The 22,212-nt window shown below is 45.2% G+C and carries 18 protein-coding genes; 9 read left to right on the top strand and 9 right to left on the bottom strand.

Going from position 1 to position 22,212, the window contains the following annotated elements:
- The first annotated feature begins 27 nt into the window (after positions 1 to 27).
- From K9J17_06220 to K9J17_06210, 3 genes are all read left to right on the top strand, one after another.
- Positions 28 to 3,921 carry a T9SS type A sorting domain-containing protein gene (locus K9J17_06220; protein MCF8276316.1) on the top strand — a complete coding sequence of 1,298 codons (3,894 nt, stop codon included), beginning with the start codon at positions 28 to 30 and terminating at the stop codon, positions 3,919 to 3,921.
- Positions 3,922 to 3,988: 67 nt separating this feature from the next.
- On the top strand, positions 3,989 to 4,132 hold the full coding sequence (locus K9J17_06215) for a hypothetical protein (protein MCF8276315.1): 144 nt from the start codon (positions 3,989 to 3,991) through the stop codon (positions 4,130 to 4,132).
- A gap of 127 nt (positions 4,133 to 4,259) precedes the next feature.
- Positions 4,260 to 5,294, top strand: a complete 1,035-nt coding sequence (locus K9J17_06210) for a cytochrome c (GenBank protein ID MCF8276314.1) — start codon at positions 4,260 to 4,262, stop codon at positions 5,292 to 5,294.
- Between the two features lie 10 nt (positions 5,295 to 5,304).
- Here K9J17_06210 and K9J17_06205 read toward each other — a convergent pair whose 3' ends face one another.
- The 5 genes from K9J17_06205 to K9J17_06185 form a co-directional block, all read right to left on the bottom strand.
- Positions 5,305 to 5,652, bottom strand: coding sequence for an MGMT family protein (locus tag K9J17_06205; protein MCF8276313.1), 348 nt, complete (start codon positions 5,650 to 5,652; stop codon positions 5,305 to 5,307).
- 3 nt (positions 5,653 to 5,655) lie between these two features.
- Positions 5,656 to 6,375: a tRNA (guanosine(46)-N7)-methyltransferase TrmB gene (trmB, locus tag K9J17_06200; GenBank protein MCF8276312.1), complete on the bottom strand. Its 720-nt coding sequence runs from the start codon at positions 6,373 to 6,375 to the stop codon at positions 5,656 to 5,658.
- Positions 6,350 to 7,918, bottom strand: coding sequence for an Rne/Rng family ribonuclease (locus K9J17_06195; protein ID MCF8276311.1), 1,569 nt, complete (start codon positions 7,916 to 7,918; stop codon positions 6,350 to 6,352). The genes trmB and K9J17_06195 overlap by 26 nt, the downstream gene beginning before the upstream one ends.
- Before the next feature lie 232 nt (positions 7,919 to 8,150).
- Positions 8,151 to 8,975: a tetratricopeptide repeat protein gene (locus K9J17_06190; protein MCF8276310.1), complete on the bottom strand. Its 825-nt coding sequence runs from the start codon at positions 8,973 to 8,975 to the stop codon at positions 8,151 to 8,153.
- A complete protein-coding gene (locus tag K9J17_06185; protein MCF8276309.1) occupies positions 8,976 to 9,260 on the bottom strand; it encodes an integration host factor subunit beta in 285 nt (94 codons plus the stop codon).
- Between the two features lie 106 nt (positions 9,261 to 9,366).
- Here K9J17_06185 and mutY point away from each other — a divergent pair, with 106 nt between their 5' ends.
- The 4 genes from mutY (at position 9,367) to gldD (ending at position 12,898) form a co-directional block, all read left to right on the top strand.
- On the top strand, positions 9,367 to 10,431 hold the full coding sequence (gene mutY, locus K9J17_06180) for an A/G-specific adenine glycosylase (protein ID MCF8276308.1): 1,065 nt from the start codon (positions 9,367 to 9,369) through the stop codon (positions 10,429 to 10,431).
- A gap of 34 nt (positions 10,432 to 10,465) precedes the next feature.
- Positions 10,466 to 10,912, top strand: coding sequence for a single-stranded DNA-binding protein (locus K9J17_06175; GenBank protein ID MCF8276307.1), 447 nt, complete (start codon positions 10,466 to 10,468; stop codon positions 10,910 to 10,912).
- Between the two features lie 83 nt (positions 10,913 to 10,995).
- Positions 10,996 to 12,318, top strand: coding sequence for a gliding motility-associated protein GldE (gldE, locus tag K9J17_06170; GenBank protein MCF8276306.1), 1,323 nt, complete (start codon positions 10,996 to 10,998; stop codon positions 12,316 to 12,318).
- A gap of 1 nt (position 12,319) precedes the next feature.
- Positions 12,320 to 12,898, top strand: a complete 579-nt coding sequence (gldD, locus tag K9J17_06165; protein MCF8276305.1) for a gliding motility lipoprotein GldD — start codon at positions 12,320 to 12,322, stop codon at positions 12,896 to 12,898.
- On the opposite strand, the gene K9J17_06160 is transcribed toward gldD, so the two are convergent.
- Both K9J17_06160 and recQ read right to left on the bottom strand, forming a co-directional pair.
- Positions 12,870 to 13,919 carry a COX15/CtaA family protein gene (locus tag K9J17_06160; GenBank protein MCF8276304.1) on the bottom strand — a complete coding sequence of 350 codons (1,050 nt, stop codon included), beginning with the start codon at positions 13,917 to 13,919 and terminating at the stop codon, positions 12,870 to 12,872. The two genes, gldD and K9J17_06160, sit on opposite strands and share 29 nt — an antisense overlap.
- 132 nt (positions 13,920 to 14,051) lie before the next feature.
- Positions 14,052 to 16,256, bottom strand: a complete 2,205-nt coding sequence (gene recQ / locus K9J17_06155; GenBank protein MCF8276303.1) for a DNA helicase RecQ — start codon at positions 16,254 to 16,256, stop codon at positions 14,052 to 14,054.
- 262 nt (positions 16,257 to 16,518) lie between these two features.
- Here recQ and K9J17_06150 point away from each other — a divergent pair, with 262 nt between their 5' ends.
- Complete coding sequence (locus K9J17_06150; GenBank protein ID MCF8276302.1) at positions 16,519 to 17,397, top strand: glycosyltransferase family 2 protein; 879 nt, start codon at positions 16,519 to 16,521, stop codon at positions 17,395 to 17,397.
- Complete coding sequence (locus K9J17_06145) at positions 17,390 to 18,313, top strand: sulfotransferase (protein ID MCF8276301.1); 924 nt, start codon at positions 17,390 to 17,392, stop codon at positions 18,311 to 18,313. Before K9J17_06150 ends, K9J17_06145 begins: the two co-directional genes overlap by 8 nt.
- On the opposite strand, the gene K9J17_06140 is transcribed toward K9J17_06145, so the two are convergent.
- Positions 18,307 to 20,280, bottom strand: coding sequence for a tetratricopeptide repeat protein (locus tag K9J17_06140; protein MCF8276300.1), 1,974 nt, complete (start codon positions 20,278 to 20,280; stop codon positions 18,307 to 18,309). The genes K9J17_06145 and K9J17_06140 overlap by 7 nt on opposite strands.
- Entirely contained in the window at positions 20,277 to 22,211 is a 1,935-nt protein-coding gene (locus K9J17_06135; GenBank protein MCF8276299.1) for a tetratricopeptide repeat protein, read from the bottom strand. The genes K9J17_06140 and K9J17_06135 overlap by 4 nt, the downstream gene beginning before the upstream one ends.
- Position 22,212: the final 1 nt, after the last annotated feature.

Raw genomic sequence — 22,212 nt, 5'->3', positions numbered from 1 at the left:
TCCTTCAAAAAGTAAAAACCAATTGAAATGAAACATACCAATCCAACCCGAAAAAGTATGCACGTTATCGCAGTCTTTGTGCTGTTGTTGGCCACTTGTTTTTCATCCATAGCTCAGAACATTGAGGTAGAACCCAAATGGTGGGAGCCCGATGGCCCGGTGCACGCCATTCACAAAGCAGATGGCATTGTTTACGTTGGTGGCGATTTTGATAACGTAGCGGCCAATCGACCTTATGGTGTTCCCATCAGTTTGAATTCGGGTAATCCCAATATGGGGTTTCCGGTAACCAATGGAAACATTTACGTGGCCGAGAAGGACGGAAACGGTGGTTGGTACATTGGTGGCGATTTCACCAACATTGATGGACAAACGCGCAACAGGCTGGCGCATATCGATGGAGATGGCCAACTCACATCTTGGAATCCGAACGTATCATCTGGCTTCGTGTATGATATTGCGGTGAGTGGAAGCACCGTTTATGTTGGAGGTCAGTTTGTGAATATAGGCGGCAGTTCTAGAATGAATATTGCTTCGTTGAACGCCACAACAGGGGCGGTCAATTCTTGGAATCCTGGAGCAAACTTGGCAGTGCGCACCATTGCGGTGAGTGGAACCACAGTTTATGTGGGTGGCAACTTTGCCCAGTTGGCGGGGGTGAGCAGATTCAAACTGGGGGCAGTGAGCGCAACTACGGGAGTTGCCACATCTTGGGATCCTCAGGTTATCGGAGACGTTTACGATGTCATTGTTGACGGAAGTACAGTCTATGCCTGCGGTTCATTCAATATCGCATCAGGCGTAACGCGCAATAATATTGCAGCATTCTCCACCACAGGTGTGGGTAACGAAACCAGCTGGAATCCGAACGCGAATGGAGCGGTTTACGACATGGAATTGGTGAACGATACGCTCTATTTCGGGGGTGCTTTCAACTCCGTTGGATTCTCTGCACGTAACCGAATTGCAGCGATCAAGACAGATGGAACGGTTACCACATTCAATCCTAATTCGAACGGCATTGTGCGAACGGTTCAGGTTTCTGGCGGCAACGCATATTTCGGAGGCGAGTTCAACGTTGTAGGTGGATGGGACCGTAATCGATTGGCCGCGGCCAACCGTGTTTCAGGAACGGTTCAGAGTTGGGATCCCCGGGCAAACAATACCGTTCACACGCTATCGGTGGACGGAGATCGTGTGTATGCAGGTGGTGAATTCACCAATCTTGGCCTAACCGAAAGACAAGGAATCGTAGCGCTGGATGAAGCAACTGGAGTTCCGATCAGCTGGAATCCGCAAGTGATCGGTGCCGTTTACGCCATCGAAAAGCGAAATGGAATCGTCTATGTGGGCGGAGCTTTCAATAATGTCGATTTCACTTCGCGTAATAACCTTGCAGCCATTAATGCATCAGGAAATCTGGTTTTTTGGATGCCGGCTGGGGCAAATGATGATGTGCGCGCGCTGAAGTTCAGTCAGGACACGCTCTACATTGGCGGTAATTTCACATCCATTGGCGGTCAGTCTAGAAACTACTTGGCTGCTGCTTTGACAAACAGCATCAACCCAATTGCTTGGAATCCGAATCCGAATGGCCTTGTACGCAGCTTGGAAGTTGCCAGCAACCGTGTTTTTGCTGGAGGCGAATTCACAACTATGAACGGAACGGGCAGAACATGTCTGGCCGCTTTTGAATTGGGTACGGGAACGTTGGATGCATTTTCCAAGAACATTACGGGGATGGTTCCAAGTGTTTACGCCATGGATGCAAGCGATTCCAAGCTCTTCATTGCCGGATCATTCAGTAGTGTCGATTTCAACACAAGGAACAACACGGCTGCCATCGATCTTGCAACAGATGGTCTGGATTCTTGGAACCCGAACGCTTCCAGTGTAGCTCGGGCAGTTGCATCTGGAGATAGAAGCGTGTTTGTGGGCGGTGCTTTTGACGCGATTGGAGGCCAGTCTCGCGATTGGTTGGCCGAGTTGGATTCGACAACGGCTGCAGCACAGACTTGGAATCCGAGCCCATACAATCAGGTTACGGTATTGATGGCAGATGAGAACATCATCTACATTGGCGGTCTCTTCGTTCGGGACGTTTCTTCCCCATTCAAACACGATTATTTCGCGGTCTATTCGCGATGCGTGGATAACAGTTCCGCATATTCCGTTACGGCCATCAACTCGTACACGGTACCAAGTGGAGACGAGACCTACACAATATCGGGAACGTATATGGATACCATTCCGAACCAATGCGGTTTGGACAGTGTAATGACGATCACTGTTGATGTTCTGGTTTACAATGAATGGACGGGAGCAACGAACTCTACGTGGTCAAATACAGGAAACTGGAGTTTTGGTACAGTGCCCAACGGTTCGGAGAACGCGTTCATTCCGAGTTCAGCGGTCAATCAGCCGAGTATCGAAAACGACCCCGCTTCGCCTGCCACATGTGCGGATCTTCTGGTTGAGAACGGTGCGGTGCTTACCGTAAATGCTGGAAAAGCTTTGACCATCACTGGCAATACGGATAACGATGGAACCATTATGGTGAAAGCAGATGCTACAGGAATCGGTTCGCTCATCACCGAAGGAACAATAACAGGTTCAGGTTCTTGCCAGATGGAGCAGTACCTGACCGGTTCGGGAGGGTTTGTACCTGATGGGCTTTTCTGGTACGTAAGCACTCCGGTAACGGGAGCCGATGCCGAAACTTACGACCTACTGAATGGCAACAAACTGTGGAGTGCGAACGAAACATCGCAAAGCTATACTCAGATAACCGATGGAAGTACAACGCTGCAGCCAACAACTGGCTACGTTGCCAGAATGGGGGTAACCGGAACAGTCACTTTTGAAGGAACAACCTTCAACAACGGAGCGCAGACCGCATCAGGTCTTACCAGAACAGGTACAACGGCCACGAACAGAGGCTACAATCTGGTTGGTAATCCTTACCCAAGCACATTAAGTTGGAACACCGCCAATCGTACCAACTTGGAACCGACCATCTGGTATCGCACCCACAATGGAAGCACCATGCTTTACGATACGTACAATGCCACCAGCGGCATTGGCACTAACAACAATGGCAATGGTGATGTAACGGGCGATATTCCGCCTACACAGTCATTCTGGGTTCGGGTAGATGCAGATGGCAACACGGGCTCGCTCGGCTTCGATCTGAACGATAGAAGCCACGGAACCCAAGCAGGTATTTACAAGACCTCCGTACAGGAAGGTCTGGTAAGAATGACCCTCAGTAACGGAACGGTAAGCGATGAGACCATCGTAATGTTCGATGCTGCTGCACAGGATGCGTATGATGATTACGACTCGCGTAAATATTGGGCAGGAGCAAACGTACCGCAGCTTTATACCGCCATTCCGCAATTGTACACCACAGAGGACAACGACACCTTGGTGATCAACGGACTGACCAGCACCGAGAACAACCCTACTGTTCCGTTGGGAGTAAAGATTCCATCTCAGGGAAACTACACGCTCAACGCAAACGATATCACCGTAGTGGGTGAAACGGTTCACCTCGAAGACACCTACCTCAATATCTTCCAAGATCTGAATGTGGAACAGAACTACGCTTTCACGTCAGATGCTGGCAACATCGGAGACCGTTTTGTGCTGCATTTTGGGATGACCGCAGTTGGAATTGAAGATGGAGCAGAGGCAAGCTCTCGCGTTTACACTTCCAACGGAAACCAACTGAACATTATTCTTTCTGAGAATATCGAGAAAGGAAACGTTCAGGTGCTGGAAATGACTGGACGAATCGTTCATACGTCTAACCTAAACACCAACCGAACCACCTTCGGATTGAACGCGAACGCTGGCGTTTTCCTCATTCGCATAGAAACCGAAAAAGGAACAGATACACACCGCGTAATACTTAACTAAACAATTGTCCGTAAGGGCGTATCGCCATACGCCCCTACTCGTAACTCGTAACTTGAAACTGACAACTATGAAAAGGAAATACACAAAACCCGCTATCAAAAAAGTAACCATCGACAACGAGATCAGCATGGTAATGATGTCCTTCGGCCCGAGTGGCGACCCTGAAGCATCAGTCATCAAAAAGCTGAATCCGCTGAGGTGGTGGAGGTGAGTTAAGGAATAATGGACAAAAAAAGGGGTTACAACTATCGTTGCCCCTTTTTTTAGTTTAAATCTGATATCGGAATAGAGAATGGCTACAAATTGATTAAAATTGATGTTCAAACAAACGATTGATCATGTATAGATTTTCGATAGCCATTATTGCATTTGTGGTGTGCACTGGATTTACCGCCAGCCTGTTTTTAAATCCTGCTAATAGTTATGATGAGAACATGCCTGTAAGCAGTGTGCTTCTTGCTTTGGGCGATGAGGCTCCTGAGCATTATGTCGGAACCCAGGATATGGAAAAGATAGGCCTTGGAAAAGACTTGATTCAATCGGGCGGTCCGTTTATGAATGGCACAACGCAATACCGTTTATCTCAGCATTTTGTGTGTGTCGATTGTCATAATGTGCTGCCAGAGGCACCTTTTGCAGACGATAATGATCCAGACAGCCGCTTACAATATTCGAAAGAGTTCAATCAACCATATTTACCTGGATCTACTTTCTATGGTATTACCAACAGAACGAGTTGGTTCAATGGCGACAATGAGAAAAAATACGGCATAGAGTTGATCGGTCCTGCACGTCATAGCTTGAAGAACGCGATTCAACTATGTTCTAAAGAATGTTCGGTTGGACGCGAACTGACTGATGATGAAATGGAGGCTGTGTTGCACTATTTGGGCGCCATGGAATTGAAGATGAGAGACCTGAACTTAAACGAACTGGAATTGGACCAGATCACCAAGGTTGGTCAGACGGAAGAGGAGAAGCTTGCCAGTATTGCTCTGATCAAATCCAAGTATATTCAAGGCTATCCGGCCACTTTTGTAGATGAGTTACCTGTTGCAGAGCGAAAAATGGGCGTGGAAGGGAATCTCGAAAACGGCAAATGGGTTTATGAAAAGAGCTGCTTGCATTGCCACGGAGAAGGAAAAGTGACCAAGAAAACTGTTTTTGGACCAAAGGATGGTCAGAAAGGTTTTGATTGGTTGGTGAAGTATTTCAAGAAGAGCAATGGCGGGTCGGTTTACTTTATCACACGTCATGGTACATCTTCCTCAGAGAAAACGCCTGAGTACATGCCGATCTACTCTAAAGAGAAATTGAGCGATTCGCAGATAGAGGATCTGGCAGCTTATATTCTTGCAGAGAGCAAGAAGTAGCACTTAGGTTTTAGCGGTCCAGGTCCAATTCAACCATCGGGTCCCAAAAGTGTTTTTGGAAATCGACCACTTGGTTGTTTTCTACTTTCAGGCCTTCGCTTTCGAGTAATTCCTGCATGAGGTTCGGTCCTTGGAAGTGTGTTTTTCCGGAGAGCATTCCGATGCGGTTAACTACACGCTGGGCTGGAATGCTTTCGCTAGCGGCATGGCTCGCATTCATGGCCCAGCCAACCATCCGTGCCGCACCAGGACTTCCCAGGTATTTGGCAATGGCACCGTAAGACGTAACACGACCTTTGGGAATAAGCTTTACGATATCCCAAACATCTTGGAAGAAACTGTCTTTCTTCTCAGCCACGGCTTAAAGCGTAAAGGCGATGTAATTGATCTTGCGGCCTTCGTTCAGCCAGAGTCCTTCGTAGTAAGTTCGTATGCGAAGTTCGCGTTCGCGTTCGCAGAGGAATTTGTTCTCGCCTTTTTCCAGATCAGCGTACACATCGGTTGATTCGCAAAGGGTTTTCAAACCCAACTCAGCAATCACATCCTGTGTGTATTGAAACAAGGGGAAGTTGTCGGTTTTAAGTTGAATGATGCCATCCTTTTTCAGAATCTGACGATAGCGCTCGATGAAGTTGGCTGAAGTAAGTCGGTTGCGTTCGCGATTTGCCTGCAACTGCGGATCGGGGAAGATGATCCAGATTTCGGCTATTTCTTCTGCAGCAAACAGATTGGCAATATGGTCGATGCGCGTTCGAAGAAAACCAACGTTCGTCAAGTTGTTCTCCAGGGCATGTTTGGCACCTATCCAAATACGATTGCCCTTGATATCGACTCCGAGAAAATTCCGTTCAGGATAAAGCGTTGCCTGTCCAATAGAATATTCGCCTTTTCCGCAGGCCAATTCCAAGGTGATGGGATTATCGTTCTTGAAATGGTCGGTGGCCCACTTTCCCTTTAGCGGGAAATCCTGAAGTTCATGTGCAAGCGGAACCTCCACACAATTGGAGAACTTACCAATGTCTGCAAAGCGCGCGAGCTTTTTGGTGAGGTTCGGTTTAGTTAAGTCGAATCTCCTCGCCACGACTATTGTAAATGTGATATTCCATAAAGTGATAATTGGTAGATGATTCCACCTTTATCTCTCCACCGAATTGTTTTTTCCATTCTTTGATCACACTATTTGACCAAGGCAGCCAACTTTCTGTTTTGGTAAGATAGGCTGCGATGTATGGATGCACTTTCAGCGTGATGCTCTTCTCGTTCTGCTCTTTCATCACAAAACTGACGTTATTCTCAATTTCGGTGTCAAAAAGTACGGAAGCTTCAATCTCGCCAGATCCATCACAACTCGGGCATTTCTCCTTTGTCTTCACATTCATTTCCGGACGCACACGTTGCCGCGTTATCTGGATCAATCCGAATTTGGAAGGAGGGAGGATATTGTGCTTAGCACGGTCGTCCTTCATTTCTTCCTTCAACACGTTGAACAGCTCTTTGCGGTTCTCGCCTTTATGAAGGTCAATAAAATCGACCACGATGATGCCGCCCATATCGCGCAAGCGCAGTTGGCGTGCTACTTCTCTTGCAGCTTCAATGTTGCATTCCAGCGCGTTCGTTTCCTGGTCTTGTCCAGCATTGGTACGCGGGCCAGAATTCACATCAATGACGTGCAAGGCTTCGGTATGCTCTATAACGAGGTATGAACCACTCCTAAATGTGACATGCTTGCCGAATGATGCCTTGATCTGCTTGTTCAGTCCAAGCGTTTCGAACAACGGCTGCGTGCCTTTGTGGAACTTCAGTTTCTTGAGTTTGTCTGGTGAGCCGGCCAAATACTTGCTGATCTCATCATGAACTTCGTTGCTGTCCACATGAATGCTATCGAAGTTTGAGCTGAGCATATCACGGATCATGGAAGATGTTCGGCTCAATTCGCCCATAACGCGATGTGGCGGAGCGGCATCTCTTACCTTTTCAACCATTTTCACCCATCGGTCAACAAGATCGTTCAGGTCGGCCTCTAGGTCTTGCACCTTTTTGTTTTCAGCAGCTGTTCGTACAATCAGTCCAAACCCTTTTGGCTTGATGTCTCTGAAGATGTCTTTCAGCCGCTTGCTTTCGTCCTTGCTCTTTATCTTCTGAGAGATGTTGACCTTATCAGAAAAAGGAACAAGCACCATGAATTTTCCAGCGAAGGAAAGTTCGGTGGTCAATCTTGGTCCTTTAGTAGAGATGGGCTCTTTCGCAACTTGGATCAGGATCTCTTTTCCCTGCTTCATCACATCATCGATCTTCCCATTCTTCTCAATTTCAGCTTCTAGTCTGAATTTCTCGAGCATAGGGGATTTGAGTTTACCGGCCCTTGTGAGGTCAATAAACTTCATGAGTGTCTTCACCTTCGGACCAAGGTCCAAATAGTGAAGGAAGCCGTCTTTTTCGTAACCAACGTTAACGAAAGCAGCATTTAGGCCGGGCATCACTTTTTGGATGCGGCCTAGGTATAGGTCTCCAACCTGAAACGCGCTGTTGCCCGTCTCCTCGTGTAGCTCTACTAGTTTTTTGTCCTTTAAAAGGGCAATATCAACCTTAGAAGGTTGTGATGAGATTACCAGGTCGTAATTCACGGATAGCGTTTTAATGCCGCCTACCGCATAGCGTACAACAGAGCATCGGGCGCTTTCGCAACCCAATGCTCTAAAAGGTGTTGGCACTGCCGCGTGAGGCGGCCTGTGAACCTTATCTCAAAGGTTGATTATTTTTTCTTCTTATGACGATTCTTTCTCAAACGCTTTTTACGCTTGTGAGTGGCCATCTTATGTCGCTTTCTTTTCTTACCGCAAGGCATGATCGTGAGTTTTAAATGTTCTTATTAAGTTCTAATATGTAATCGTCCACCTCTTGAGACTTTTTAGGGTCATCAATAAGTGTTTTGAATTTCTCTAGGTCGGCAACTGCCTCTTTGTACATCTTTTGACGTTCGTGTAGATCGGCCAAATAGAGGTACGCTTCTGCATACGCGCCATCAATTGCAAGTACTTGATTGAACCGTTCTTCCGCTTTGTCGAACTGACCAGAACGGATGGCGAAGTAACCAAGATTGATCAATGCTTTGATGTTCTTAGGGTCTTTTTGCTCAACGCCCTTAAGGATACCAATTCCTTCCATCGGAGGAGTGCCAAGGAATGTGGCACTTTCCATCAGGCAAACTCCTAGGTCAACTTGAATGTCAAGATCCTCAGGGTCAAGTTCTACTGCTTTTTCAAAACAGCTTCTGGCTTGCGTAAACCAACTTGCTTTTCGCGGCTGGTCGCCCATGTATTTGGCGTTCAGAAGAAAACGTTCGCCTGCTTCTGTCCAAGCTTCTGCCGTGTTGCTGGCTTCGGCTCTCTTTAGAGAATGGAAAGCAGCTCCAACTGGCTTTCTGAGCATATCGTAGAAAGCAATGATGCTGTCGTTGGCAGATTCGCTATCGGAAACTTCCCACTTGTTGACCTCGGCCAACGAAGCACTGTCCAATCCGTTTTTTATCTCGGTTATATCGTCAAGAATATCGTAGGCCACTTCTGTAGAAGCAGCTTCGGTTTCTTCTGTTTCGTGTGCAATTGGAGCTATAGGAGTTAAATACAGGATAACACCCACCGCTACTGCCAACAAAACCAATATGACCTGAGGTAATTTCAACTATTTCACGCTCTTTTTAACCTTGCTCACGAAGGTTTTTGCAGGCTTGAATGCCGGAACGTTGTGTTCAGGAATCACAATGGTTGTGTTTCTGGAAATGATACGTCCCGTTTTTTGGGCGCGTTTCTTTACCACAAAACTTCCGAAACCTCTCAGATAAACGTTGTTTCCTTTGGTCAAGGAACTCTTAACGGAGGTCATAAAGGCTTCAACGGTGTGTTGTACCTGTAGCTTTTCGATCCCTGTCTGTTCGGAGATCTCGTTTACGATGTCAGCTTTTGTCATTAGTGCTTGATTATGAGCCGATTACTGCTTCTTTAAAAGGGCGGGCAAAGGTATATTAATATTTTAAACTTGAAACAGTTGGCTTCTTAATTTTGAGGGACTGAAATTGAAAGACGAAATAAACCTATTTCCAAGAACAAAGCTACTTGAATGGTATCATTCGGTAAAGCGCGACCTGCCTTGGCGCGAAAGCAAAAACGCTTATTCGGTGTGGCTTTCTGAGATCATACTGCAGCAAACAAGAGTTGATCAAGGACTTCCATACTATGAGCGATTCGTGACGGCTTTTCCGACTGTTGAAGCGCTTGCAAGTGCATCGGAGGATGAAGTTCTCAAACTCTGGGAAGGGTTGGGATACTATTCTAGGGCTCGTAATCTTCATTACACCGCAAAGCACATCACCAGCAATTTGGGTAGAAAATTTCCGGACAGTTACGATGGTTTACTTAGTTTGAAAGGAGTTGGACCATATACTGCAGCAGCGATCGGTTCCATTTCGTTCGGACTTCCAAATGCCGCAGTAGACGGTAATGTCTTCCGTGTGTTGTCTAGGTATTATGGCATTTTGGAATCAATTGATGAAACTGCTACTAAGAATGCCATTACGAAGATGGCGAATGATGTATTGCCTAAAGAAAATTCCGGAGATCATAATCAGGCAATGATGGAGTTGGGCGCTATTATCTGTACGCCCACAAAGCCTCGATGTGAAGTGTGCCCGTTGGCCATTGGTTGCTCCGCTTTTTCAAATCAAAATCAGAACGAATTGCCAGTTCGTTCCAAGAAAACAAAGGTTCGAGAGCGTTTCTTCTATTATATGGTTGTGCTTTCAGATGCAGGAGTGCCCATCACCAGACGCGGATCAGGAGATATTTGGCATGGGCTTTATGAATTCCCGTTGCTTGAAACAGCAAGGAGACTTGACGAAACTGAAATGCTTTCGGAACTTAATTTGAGGAATGATGACGTGGTAATGGAAGTATCGAATGAGTACAAGCACATCCTTTCACATCAGCGCATCTTTGCGAAGTTTATATTGGTGAAAAGCAATAGCTTTGAACTCGCGAATTTTGTGAGTGTGGAAGTTGAAAAATTGAAAGATTTTGCCTTTCCAAGGTTGATAAATCGCTATTTGGATCAGCAAAACCTTGTTATTTACGGAGAAGTTTAGAATCTTTGAGTATTAACCAAAAAAATCAAACATCATGGCAGGAGTAAATAAAGTGATTTTGGTGGGCAATTTGGGCTCAGATCCTGAAACAAGAACCATCGAAAGTGGGGCTAAAGTGGCCAATTTTAGCATTGCTACCACAGAAAGATTCAAAGATAAAAATGGTAATGCAGTTGATCGGACGGAATGGCACAACATCGTTATGTGGCGCGGTTTGGCTGAAATTGCCGAGAAGTACCTGAAAAAAGGTTCGCAGGTTTTTATAGAAGGTAAACTCAGAACGCGTTCTTGGGATGATCAGAATGGAAACAAGCGATACACAACAGAAGTGCTTGCAGATAATATGACAATGCTTGGTGGCCCAGCGGGTTCGTCATCTGGTAGCGCGCAATCATCTTCGCCATCTCAACCACAGCAAAATCAGGTAAACGAACCACACGCATCTTCTTTAGACGATATTGACGATGACCTTCCGTTTTAATACCTTGAACGGTTCTGTTTTAACGAATCCATCCTGAATTGGAAGAACCTCCGGAACCGGTTTACAATTTCATTCATCTGGTCATGCTTTCGAGTTGGCTTCAGATTGATCTGATTCTAGGGCTTGCGGTCCTTGTTGCGCTATTGGCATGTTCGGCCATGATCTCTGGTGCTGAGGTTGCTTATTTCTCGCTATCTCGAACAGAACTTGATGAAATGGAAGAATCTGATCTTAAGATCAGGAAGCAGGCACTTACGCTGCTTAAGAAACCAAAGAAACTGTTGGCAACCATTTTGGTGGCGAACAACTTCGTCAATGTGGGAATCGTTATCCTTTCCACTTTCTTAACGGCCAAGTACATTGGGCCTGAGATTCTGAATTACCAACTTGCTGGAATCATTCCGATAGGTAGAGTAATTGAGGTTTTCGGAATTACACTGATCGTTCTGCTGGTTGGCGAGATCATACCGAAGGTGTACGCTAATCAATACGCCATCATGTTTTCAAGCATCATGTCGTTCCCTTTGTATTATCTATCCATCGCGTTTACTTTTTTAAGCGTGCCGCTTATTAAATTGACCACAGTGGTTGATCGCTTGGCATCAGCCAATAATGGGCAGATTTCGGTTGATGAGCTAAGCCATGCGCTTGATCTCACAAAGGCCGAATCCATTCGAGAGAAGGAAGATCGGAAGATATTGGAAGGTATTGTCAAGTTCGGTAACACGGATGTAAAGCAGATAATGAAGCCGCGGACCGATGTGGAAGCGGTAGAAAGTTCATGTGGATACCACGAACTGCTTGCTGATATGTTGGAGTCTGGCTTTTCGCGCGTTCCGATTTATCAGGAAAGCTTAGATAGAATCGTTGGAATCATCCACGTCAAAGACCTGTTGGTTCACATGGATCAACCGGACGATTTTAAATGGCAAGACCTTATGCGACCACCTTTCTTCGTTCCTGAAAGCAAGATGATCGATGATCTTTTGGAGGAATTCCGAGCTAGAAAGGTGCACTTGGCCATTGTTGTGGATGAATATGGCGGATGTGAAGGATTGGTGACTCTCGAAGACATCATCGAAGAAATTGTGGGTGATATTTCGGATGAGTTTGATGATGACGAAGTGGTATATTCCAAGTTGGATAACGACAACTTCATATTTGAAGGAAAGACAAATTTGAAGCAATTCTATCGTGCCATTAAGATTGATGGTGAATCGTTTGAGAAGCACAAAGGCGAAGCCGACACATTAGCGGGCTTTATTTTGGAACAGGTAGGGAAAATGCCCGGAAAGAATCAGAAAGTAGGATTCGAGAATTTTGAATTCACTATTGAAAGTGTGGATAAAAGGCGCATCAAACGGGTAAAGGTTACGCGCTTTCAACATGAGAATGAAAACGTTTAAGATGAGAGCGATAACCTTTGTCGGGATGTTGGCCACGGTAATTGCTTTGGCTTCCTGCAATCAGGATTACACGCCAAAACCAAGAGGTTACATCCGAATTGATCTGCCCCAAAAGGAGTATGCGCTCATAGAAACGCCTTGTCCGTATTCGTTTGAAATGGCCACATATTCTAAGTTCATACCTGATACCAGACCAGAATCAGAGTCATGTTGGTTTGATATCGAGTATCCTCAATTCAAGGCAAAACTCTATTTCAGTTATAAGGAGATTGATGGCAATTTGGCAGCCTTTCTTGAAGATTCGCGCGAGCTTACAAATAAGCACATCAGTAAGGCTTCGGGGATTGACGAAACCTTGATCCTAAAGGATGATACGCACGTTTACGGCACGCTTTACACCGTTGAAGGAAGCCGTGCAGCGTCACCTTTACAATTTCACCTTACCGATAGCACAAAGCATTTTCTTCGCGGAGCACTCTATTTCAATGTGGTGCCCAACAACGACTCGTTGGCACCGGTCATAGACTTCTTAAAGGAAGATGTGATGCATCTTATCGAGACCTTGCAGTGGAAGTCATAGAAACCGTCTGAATACGGGTCTTTCTTCCAATTGCAACAAACAGGTACACCTGAGCCCCGAATATCAGGCAAGAAAGCACTAGATGAATTGGTTGTGCCCATGCTGGAACGCCAAAGTAGGCCATGATAATTCCGGAAATGGTGGCTACTCCAACAAATACAGCCAAATAGACTCCTGCTCTAAAAACGGCAAAGTAGTGATGAAGATATTTAAAGATCTGATAGCAGATCCACGCATTGCCCAGTAGAATCAGAATAGAGAACGACCGATGGACTTTGAATATCCAATCGAGCTGAGAAATCCAAAGGCCGCGTTGCTGAAGGTCAAAACTCTTTGCAATCACATCTATTTGTTGTCGCACTTGCGTTCCGAGTAGCACCTGCACCAATGTCAGTCCGATAAGAACACCAAGTGCGTAGCGCATTGTATTATCCATGTTGAAACTCGAGGCAGTTCGAATACCAGGAGCAGTTTTCACATAGAGATAAATGAGACCTGCAATCAGCACAAATGCTAATACCATGTGAGCCGTTAGTACTCCAGGAAGCAGGTTGGTGCTTACAACCACAGATCCCATCCAACCCTGAAACCCTGTGACGATGATAATGCCCAAAACGATCAATGGAATTTTTTTTCGCTTTTTCCAGTAAAGCAGTGATGTGAAAAAAGCGGCCAAAAGGAAAATGCCGAGTGCTGCTCCTGCCAATCGATTCACATATTCAATCCACGTTTTCTGCCACACGAACTCAGTGCCTTCATAAACTGCAGGGTCTTCGCTGATCTTGGTGGCCAATTCGTCCCAACCTAGTGGACGGATCATTTTGGCCAGCTTCTCATTTTTAGACTTTCGTAGTTCAATGTAGTGCTGCTCGTAGCCGTCTGGAAGCGCACTTATGTCGGTAGGCGGAATGTAACTTCCGAAGCACTTGGGCCAATCTGGACAGCCCATTCCAGAACCTGTCATTCGGACCACAGCACCTGCCAATATCACCAGATATGTGCAGAAGATGGATATTTTCAAAAGACTTCGAAAGCGATTTTGCTTTCTGCGTGTAGATGAAACGGTCATGAAGACAAAGCTATTAATTAGGCGATCTGACAAATGAAAAAGGACGGCATTGCCGTCCTTTTTCTTGATTCAAAACTGAGTTTATCAATGTCCGAATTCGGAAATGAATTTGATGCGGACCAATCGAATCTCTTCTTCAGTGTAGTCCTCATTGCCAAGTTCTGCAAGTGCTTCTTCAATACCTTCTGTTTCGGCCTCTTGGAAATACTCGTAGATCTCATCCTGCTTGTCTTCATCAACGGCATCATCAATGTAGTAGTCGATGTTCACTTTTGTGCCTGAACTTACGATGTGTTCGATCTCCGTTAAAAGGTCATCCATTGTAAGACCTTTCGCGTCTGCTACATCTTCTAGGTCCAGTTTGCGGTCAATACTTTGGATGATGTAAACCTTATTGCTCGATTTGTTCACAACCGTTTTTACGATCATGTCCTGCTCTCGCTCAATTTCATTCTCTTCTACATATTCCTGAATAAGTTCCAAGAATGGTTCACCGTATTTTCTGGCTTTTCCAGCTCCAACACCGGTGATGTCTTTCAACTCATCCATCGTGATCGGATAGCGGAACGCCATATCTTCTAGCGAAGGATCTTGGAAAATGACAAACGGAGGCAGGTTTTCTTCTTTGGAAATATCCTTTCTCAGGTCCTTAAGCATTTTCAGCAAGACTTCATCTGAAGCGCCACCACCTTTCATGGCTCCCATCGGCATGGCATCTTCTGCTTCTGTAGCAGCTTCAAAATCATGGTCAATGGTCAACATGAACGAAGTTGGTTTGGCCAAGTAGGCGTGACCGGCATCCGTTACCTTCAAAAGACCGTAATTCTCAATGTCTTTTGACAAGAAACCATTGATGATAGCTTGACGTCCAAGCGATTGCCAGTAGCGCTCTCCCTTATCAGCACCTTCTCCAAATGCTTCAAGCGTATCGTGCTTGTACGATTTGATCTGTGTTGAATTCACACCAAGCATGATGTTCACTAAGTGCTTGATCTTGAACTTCTCCTTCACGTCTGCAACAGTTTGGATGAACGTGGTGAGTTCTGCTTGTGCTTCTTCCTGCTTTTTCGGATGCTTGCAATTATCGCAATGTTCATCGCATCGTTTTGCATCAAATTCTTCCCCGAAATAGTGAAGGATGAATTTCCTTCTGCAAACAGATGTTTCTACGTAAGAAACAACTTCTCCAAGTAGTTGCTTGCCGATTTCTTGCTCCGAGATCGGTTTGCCTTGCATGAATTTCTCAAGCTTGGTAATGTCGTCATAGCTGTAAAAGGCAACGCAATTTCCTTCTCCGCCATCTCTTCCGGCTCTTCCAGTTTCTTGGTAGTAGCCTTCCAAACTTTTTGGAATGTCGTGGTGAATGACAAATCGAACGTCTGGTTTATCAATGCCCATTCCGAAAGCAATGGTAGCACAGATCACATCCGCGTCTTCCATTAGGAATGCATCCTGATTTTTAGCCCTTGACGAAGCATCTAATCCTGCGTGATATGGAAGCGCTTTGATTCCATTTACTTGCAGTGTTTCTGCCATTTCCTCTACCTTTTTTCGGCTGAGACAATAGACAATACCTGACTTTCCTTCGTGCTGCTTGATGTAGCGAATGATATCGCGCGCCACATTTTTCGATTTCGGACGAATCTCGTAGTACAGGTTATCTCTATTGAAAGATGACTTGAATACACTCGCATCCGTCATTCCCAAATTCTTCTGGATATCCTGCTGCACCTTAGGAGTGGCCGTGGCGGTCAGGGCCATCACAGGTACATTTCCAATCGCCTCAATCATTGGGCGCAGTTTGCGGTATTCAGGTCTGAAATCGTGACCCCATTCGGAGATGCAATGCGCTTCATCAATGGCGACAAGCGAAATATTCACATCTCTGAAAAAATCGATGTTCTCTTGCTTGTTCAATGATTCAGGAGCAACATAAAGCAATTTGGTCACACCGTTCTTTATGTCTGTGCGAACTTTTTCTGCCTCACTCTTATTTAATGATGAGTTGAGAAAATGTGCGATTCCGTCTTCGCTGCCAAAGCTTCTGATGGAGTCCACCTGATTCTTCATCAAGGCAATAAGTGGAGAAACGATGATAGCTGTTCCTTCCGAAAGCAATGCAGGTAATTGATAACACAACGATTTGCCACCGCCAGTTGGCATGATGACAAATGTGTCCTTTCCTTCGAGCACACTTTTAATAATGAGCTCTTGCTCCCCTTTAAATTTGTTAAAGCCGAAGTGCTTCTTAAGCGCTTCCTTTAGATCTGATCCAACTTCTATTTCCATTCAATTTTTTCCCGTGTTGTCTAAAGATAGGGATTTACGTAAAACCGTGATTCGATAATTTTTGTTTTTATCCGAAGCGGCTATTTTGCCCGATAAACCCCTGAAATTTGGCGCGCAAAATTGGTTATTAAACTCCATTTCTAGTCGTAAATGCAAGCATGTAACGCCTACTTTTATGATTATTGCAACGAGAACTACATTTACTGCCTCTAAACAAATTGAATACAACGGCTTTGCGAGTTGAGAAACCCTTTTTTGATAGATGAACGACCTTTCAATTATCATTCCTGCGTACAACGAAGAAGCTTCATTACGTGTGCTTCTGCCCGAACTTTTGATTTTTGTAAAAGCGAACGGGATGAAGTTGATCATTGTAAATGACGGGTCAAAAGACAACACGCTTCAGGTGCTGAAGGAGCATGAAGGTGCTGATGCGTTTCGGTTTTATTCGCACAAGGTGAACAGAGGTTATGGAGGTGCAATAAAAACAGGTGTCAGAAATGCGGATACCACTTATGTGATCACCATTGATGCCGATGGACAGCATGATCTGAAAGACGTTCTGGCATTGCATCAAAGCATCCAGAACTCAGATGCTGACATGGTCGTTGGTAGTCGATTGGCACACAAAGATGCATCCTTATATAGAGGTCTTGGAAAAAGGCTGATCCGTTGGTTTGCCAAATTGCTGTTGCCTATTCACATAAATGATATCAACTCGGGCATGAAAATTTACAATACGGAAATGGCCAAGCGCTATATCCGATTGTGTCCAGATCACATGGCTTACAGCGATATTATCGCAATGGTGTTTATCAGTAAGCGGCATTTGGTTTTAGAACAACCAATAAATATCAAACCAAGAACTGCCGGGGTGAGCACGATAAGTACACTAACTGCCATTGAAACCGTAAAGGAAATTCTGAACATCGTTATTCTGTTCAATCCAATGCGTGTTTTCTTTCCAATAGCGTTTTTAAGCATTGCGGTGGCGCTTACGTGGGGAATTCCGATTGCATTGAGAGGTAGAGGAGTAAGTACTGGAGCTATGCTCGGTTTTACAACGGGCCTTTTGTTCTTTTTTCTTGGACTGATTGCCGAACAACTTTCACAGATAAGAAAGGATAGCGTTGATGAGTGACGAAAATCCGCAGGTAAAAAAGCGGTTTTATACACGGTTGATGGACGTGTACCGCCACAACGATATTTATATTCCCGGATTCAACTTCGCAGCTCGTTCCATGTTGCGGATGAAGGCAGAATCGCATGTCGAAAGCACTTCTAAACAAGGTCAATTGCTGCAAAACGAAATTGACGCTTGGCTTGATTCAAAGCGATTTTTTTTCGGGTACGGAGTTTTCAGGAGTGGCACCACTTTCTTGGCCGATTTTCTCAATCGCCATGCGCAAAATGCGATAGTGCAACACGAAGCGAATGTGAATGATTACTGGTATTATGCCAAAGCCATGCATTCAGATTCTGCAGCAAAGGAATATGCTTCTGAGTACCGAAAGGCAGAAATATATTTTAGAATCAAAGACAACGATTTTGATGTGTACGGAGAAATCAATCCGTTTTTGAGAAGGCATTGTGTGGCTATGAAAGAAGTATTTCCGAATGCGAAGCAATTTCAACTGGTACGCGACCCGAAAAATGTACTTCGGTCTCTGATGTCGCGCGAACTTTTTAATCGGAAAGACCCAATGGGCGATGTGATATTTCCGCCAGAAAACGATCCTTTTTCCGGTGAATGGAAAACCATGTCCCGTTTCGAAAAACTATGTTGGCTTTGGGCTGCCGATAATCGTTTCATCCGTGAGAATACCGATCATCTCATTCTCTTCGAAAATCTGAGAAAAGACTTTGATTATTTCGATGAGAACGTCCTTCAGTTTCTAGAGCTCAAAATGAATCCTGACGATTGGTATGCAGAGATTAATCAGGTTTATAATTCAACTCCTCGTTATACTTTCCCTTCATACGCAGATTGGAGTACGGAGCAGAAGAATCAGTTTGAGCGAATCTGTGGGGAAGAAATGGCCATTTACGGCTATTGATTTTTCGCCAATTGAGATTTTGCCCAGTTCAAATTGCCTTTGGCAAGTTCATAATTAGGCTTCAGTTCAATCGACCGATTGCAAGCTTCAATCGCTTCATTGAACATCTTCAACTGATTGTAAGCGCTACATATATTATTGTATGCTTCCGCGTAATCCGGTTTCAGTTGAAGCGCTTCGTTGCAGGCTTTTATGCAGTTTTCGTACTGACCCAAATTGTAATATTTGAGGCTTAGGTCTAAGTAAGCTTCTGGCGTTTTGAGACGTGCTGCTTCCGTTTCCATGTTCTTAATTCGGTCTTCGGCCGTGGTGGTAAGCGATGCCAATAACGATTTTGCCTGTTGATGCGCTGGACTCAATTCCAAGGCTTTGCTCAAATGCTTAACTGCTTCATCGACTCGGCCATTATTGGCAAGCCAAAATGCGTAATAATAGTGGCAATCGGGGTATCCTGGGCCTATCTGCACTGCTTGTTTCAGGTACGTTTCGCCCTCATTTTTCAGTTTCTGGTCGTTGATTCTCATGCCTAGTGCATTCTTGGCAATGCCCATATTCAGATACACATATGGATGTCTACCGTAGGAAGTGTTCATCGTCCTTTGAAAATAAGAGATGGCCGATTCCGTGTTGCCATTTTGCATTTCAGTGAGGCCGTAATTCATCAGTCCACGGCCATTTTTTGGGCTTTTCACCGTCACGTCATACCAAAGCGTTTCTTCATTGTCCCAAACCTCATTACGTTGGTAAGTGCCATAGGCATGCGCTCCGAACAGTCCTAGCAACAAAACGGTAACAATGGCACGAGACATTGCTGACGGTTTTCCCTTCGTGATTTTCTGAACAAGTAGAAACCCGGCCCAAACAACAGCCATCACCAAACCGATGTATGGAAAAAACGTGCGGTGATGATTCATAACTTCCGCAAGAGGAATAACGCTAGAGCTTGGAACCAGCGCTACGTAAAACCACAATATTCCGAAGGCAATAGGCAAGGTTTTGCGGAAGGTGGCGAATTTGAAAGCCAGCCCAATGCTTGCTGCAATTACCAGAAGTCCCCACAAAACCTGAGGCGAAAAGTATTCGCTAATCAGTTTAAGGTCCGTATCGGCCGAAAGACCGGTCGGAAGAAAGAAGGTTTTAATGTAAACCCAGAAAATGTAAGGTTGAGTGTTCAGATACTTGAGAGCTGAGATATCGCTTGGCTTCCATGTAGCTGAGAACATGGAGCGAGTGAACAAGTACATCGCAACTCCCACAACAAAAAAGCTGAAAGTGCCTTTCAGCGCGCTTGCCATCTTCGGAATAAGTTTTGCTTGCTCATCCTTCACCAGCAATGAAGGCTTTTGAAGCAATAGTTCGTACATAAATAAAATAGGTGCCAGCATGAGCGTGGTCGGTTTTGCCAAGCATCCTATAATAAAAGGAATCAGCGCTAGCTGCTTGAAATTGCCTTTCGCTTTCATGTAAATCAAGGCGGAAACGAGCACCATCAGCGTGGAAAATCCATCCGAGCGCGCAATGATGTAATTGATGGTTTCGGCCGTGGCTGTATGAAAGGCAAAGAATCCGACACCGAGAATAGCTAACAAATAGTGTTTTTGGCCATCGGCCATTTCAAACAGATGAAGAAACACCAAGTACAATATTGCAAGAAGAAGCAGGAATTCGAGGTAAATGTGCCAATGGAATACCGTTGGGTCGAGCGAATCTGCAATCCAAAAATCAATCGCATTCAAACTGGTTATCATGGGACGATAGGCCTGATTGAGAGGCAGACTGCTCGTAGTTCGCGCATCCTGAAAGATCAGCGGCAAATTGTGGATGTCTTTGATGAAGCCATTGTTTTGGATCGTGTGGCTGTCATCAAAATGGAAACCGTTATCAAAATGATTCCAATATACTGCTGTAAGTGCAACGACCATCAAGGCAGCAAGGACAGATGCAAAAGTCTTTGAATTCAGGTTCATTGCGTCAACTGCTGTTTGCTCCAGTTCAAATTATTCTTTGCCAGTTCAAAATCTGGTTTGATGGCCAATGCCTTTTCGCAGGATTCCGCAGCCTTCTCAAATTGTTTCAATCTGTTGTATGCCGAACACATATTATTGTAAGCGTCCGCATAATCTGGTCGTAATGAAATGGCCTTCTCACACATGGCAATGCAATCTTCAAACTGGTTCATTCGATAATACTGCAAACTTAAGGCAAGGTATTTTTCTGCCGAAACGGAAGAAGCATTTTGTGCCGCGCGTTTAGCCAATTCTTGTTCAATCTGTTGCACAAACATTCGCGCATCTTGGTGTGATGGACTTATCCTTAATAGTTCTTCAAATTGCTTTTTCGCTCCCAGAAGATCGCCTTGCGCAGCCAACCAGATCCCAAAATGGTAATGACATTCGGGGAAGTTATCTCCAGCGGTCAAAGCAAGTTCAAAATGCTGTTTGGCGAGTTCATTATTCCCCAGCGAAGCGTAGCATCTGCCCAAATTTGAAATGAGATACGGATGGTTTCCGAAAGATGTTTTCTGAGCCTTGAGTAGATTTTCCAAGGCTGCTTGCCGTTCCCCTTTCCCAAGCAACTGCATTCCATAGGCCATCAGTCCACGGCCTTTGTTTGGGTTTTTCTCGGCTACATCTTTCCAAAGCGATTCTTCACTGTCCCATACCTCGTTGCGCTGGTATGTTGCGTACGCATTTCCAGCCAAAACAATGATAGTTACTGTTGTGAACACCGTTCTGAGAAGAGTTGAAGGAATTACCCCGCTCAGTTTCTGATAAAGCAGGTAACCACTCCAACTCAAAGCGACAACCAGACCCAGATAAGGAAAGAACGTGCGGTGATGGTTCATTACATCTGCCAAAGGCACCACACTCGAACTTGGAATAAGCGCCACGAAAAACCACAGAATCCCGAATGAAATGGGCAGCATGGTACGTTTCCTAGAAGTTCGATAGGCCACGGCCAACAACAACAGAATCACAAACAGACCGCAAATCACTTTCGGAGCAAAAGGCTGTTGGATAAGCTCAAGTCCAGGATCCGCTGAAAGCTGAGTTGGGAGAAGGAAAGTCTTCAGGTACAGCGCAATCACATAGAATTGGGTGTTCAGATAATCCCATGGCGAGGCCGTGGTGCTGCGGACCCACGTATCCGAAGCCATCGACTGCGTGAAAAAATACATGGCCAGACCAGATCCGAAATAGAGCCACGTGTTCTTGAAGGCCATTACAAGTTTGGGCAGCCATTTTCCTTTTTCTTCTTTGATCAAAATTGAAGGTGATTCCAGCAGAAGATCGTAGATGAAAAGGATTGGAGCGAGCATCAGCGTGGTCGGCTTTGTGAGGCATCCGAAGACGAACGGGAGCAACCCCAGCTTCTTCTTCCAACCGCTGTTTGATACATGGATCAGTATTCCGATTACCACCATCAGCGTGGAGAATTCATCAGACCGTGCAATGATGTAATTGATGGTTTCTGCTGTGGCGGCATGAAATGCGAAAAAGGCCGTTCCCAGCAATGCAACCAGCCTGTGTTTTTGTCCATCTGCCTTTTCAAAGATTTTGAGTAGGAGAAGATAGAACATCCCAAGCAGCAACAGGAATTCGATGAAAATGTGCCAATGGAATGTCTTGGGGTCGATGGAACCACCGATCCAACAATCGATGGTGTTGAGTGCAGTGACCATCGGTCGGTAGGTCTGGTTCGTGGGCAGGGTGCTTGTCGTTCGTGCATCCTGAAAAAACAAAGGTAGATTCGCGATGTCGCGGATATAACCGTTGTTGACTATCGTATGGCTATCATCGAAATGATAACCGTTGTCGAAATGATTCCAATAAACTGCGGTAAGCCCGATTAGGAGAAAAGCGGCTGCTGCTGCAAATGTCTTTGAATTCGGGTTCATT

It is taken from the genome of Flavobacteriales bacterium (genome assembly GCA_021739695.1).
In the GTDB taxonomy this organism is placed as follows: domain Bacteria; phylum Bacteroidota; class Bacteroidia; order UBA10329; family UBA10329; genus UBA10329.
This window is presented reverse-complemented; position numbering and strand designations above follow the sequence as displayed.

Excerpts from the sequence above, each read along its gene's own strand:
- K9J17_06135 (MCF8276299.1), bottom strand. The coding sequence starts at position 22,211 with ATGAACCCGAATTCAAAGACATTTGCAGCAGCAGCCGCTTTTCTCCTA.
- K9J17_06215 (MCF8276315.1), top strand. The coding sequence starts at position 3,989 with ATGAAAAGGAAATACACAAAACCCGCTATCAAAAAAGTAACCATCGAC.
- K9J17_06140 (MCF8276300.1), bottom strand. The coding sequence starts at position 20,280 with ATGAACCTGAATTCAAAGACTTTTGCATCTGTCCTTGCTGCCTTGATG.
- K9J17_06185 (MCF8276309.1), bottom strand. The coding sequence starts at position 9,260 with ATGACAAAAGCTGACATCGTAAACGAGATCTCCGAACAGACAGGGATC.
- K9J17_06150 (MCF8276302.1), top strand. The coding sequence starts at position 16,519 with ATGAACGACCTTTCAATTATCATTCCTGCGTACAACGAAGAAGCTTCA.
- gldD (MCF8276305.1), top strand. The coding sequence starts at position 12,320 with ATGAGAGCGATAACCTTTGTCGGGATGTTGGCCACGGTAATTGCTTTG.
- gldE (MCF8276306.1), top strand. The coding sequence starts at position 10,996 with ATGCTTTCGAGTTGGCTTCAGATTGATCTGATTCTAGGGCTTGCGGTC.
- K9J17_06210 (MCF8276314.1), top strand. The coding sequence starts at position 4,260 with ATGTATAGATTTTCGATAGCCATTATTGCATTTGTGGTGTGCACTGGA.
- K9J17_06220 (MCF8276316.1), top strand. The coding sequence starts at position 28 with ATGAAACATACCAATCCAACCCGAAAAAGTATGCACGTTATCGCAGTC.
- K9J17_06175 (MCF8276307.1), top strand. The coding sequence starts at position 10,466 with ATGGCAGGAGTAAATAAAGTGATTTTGGTGGGCAATTTGGGCTCAGAT.
- K9J17_06145 (MCF8276301.1), top strand. The coding sequence starts at position 17,390 with ATGAGTGACGAAAATCCGCAGGTAAAAAAGCGGTTTTATACACGGTTG.
- recQ (MCF8276303.1), bottom strand. The coding sequence starts at position 16,256 with ATGGAAATAGAAGTTGGATCAGATCTAAAGGAAGCGCTTAAGAAGCAC.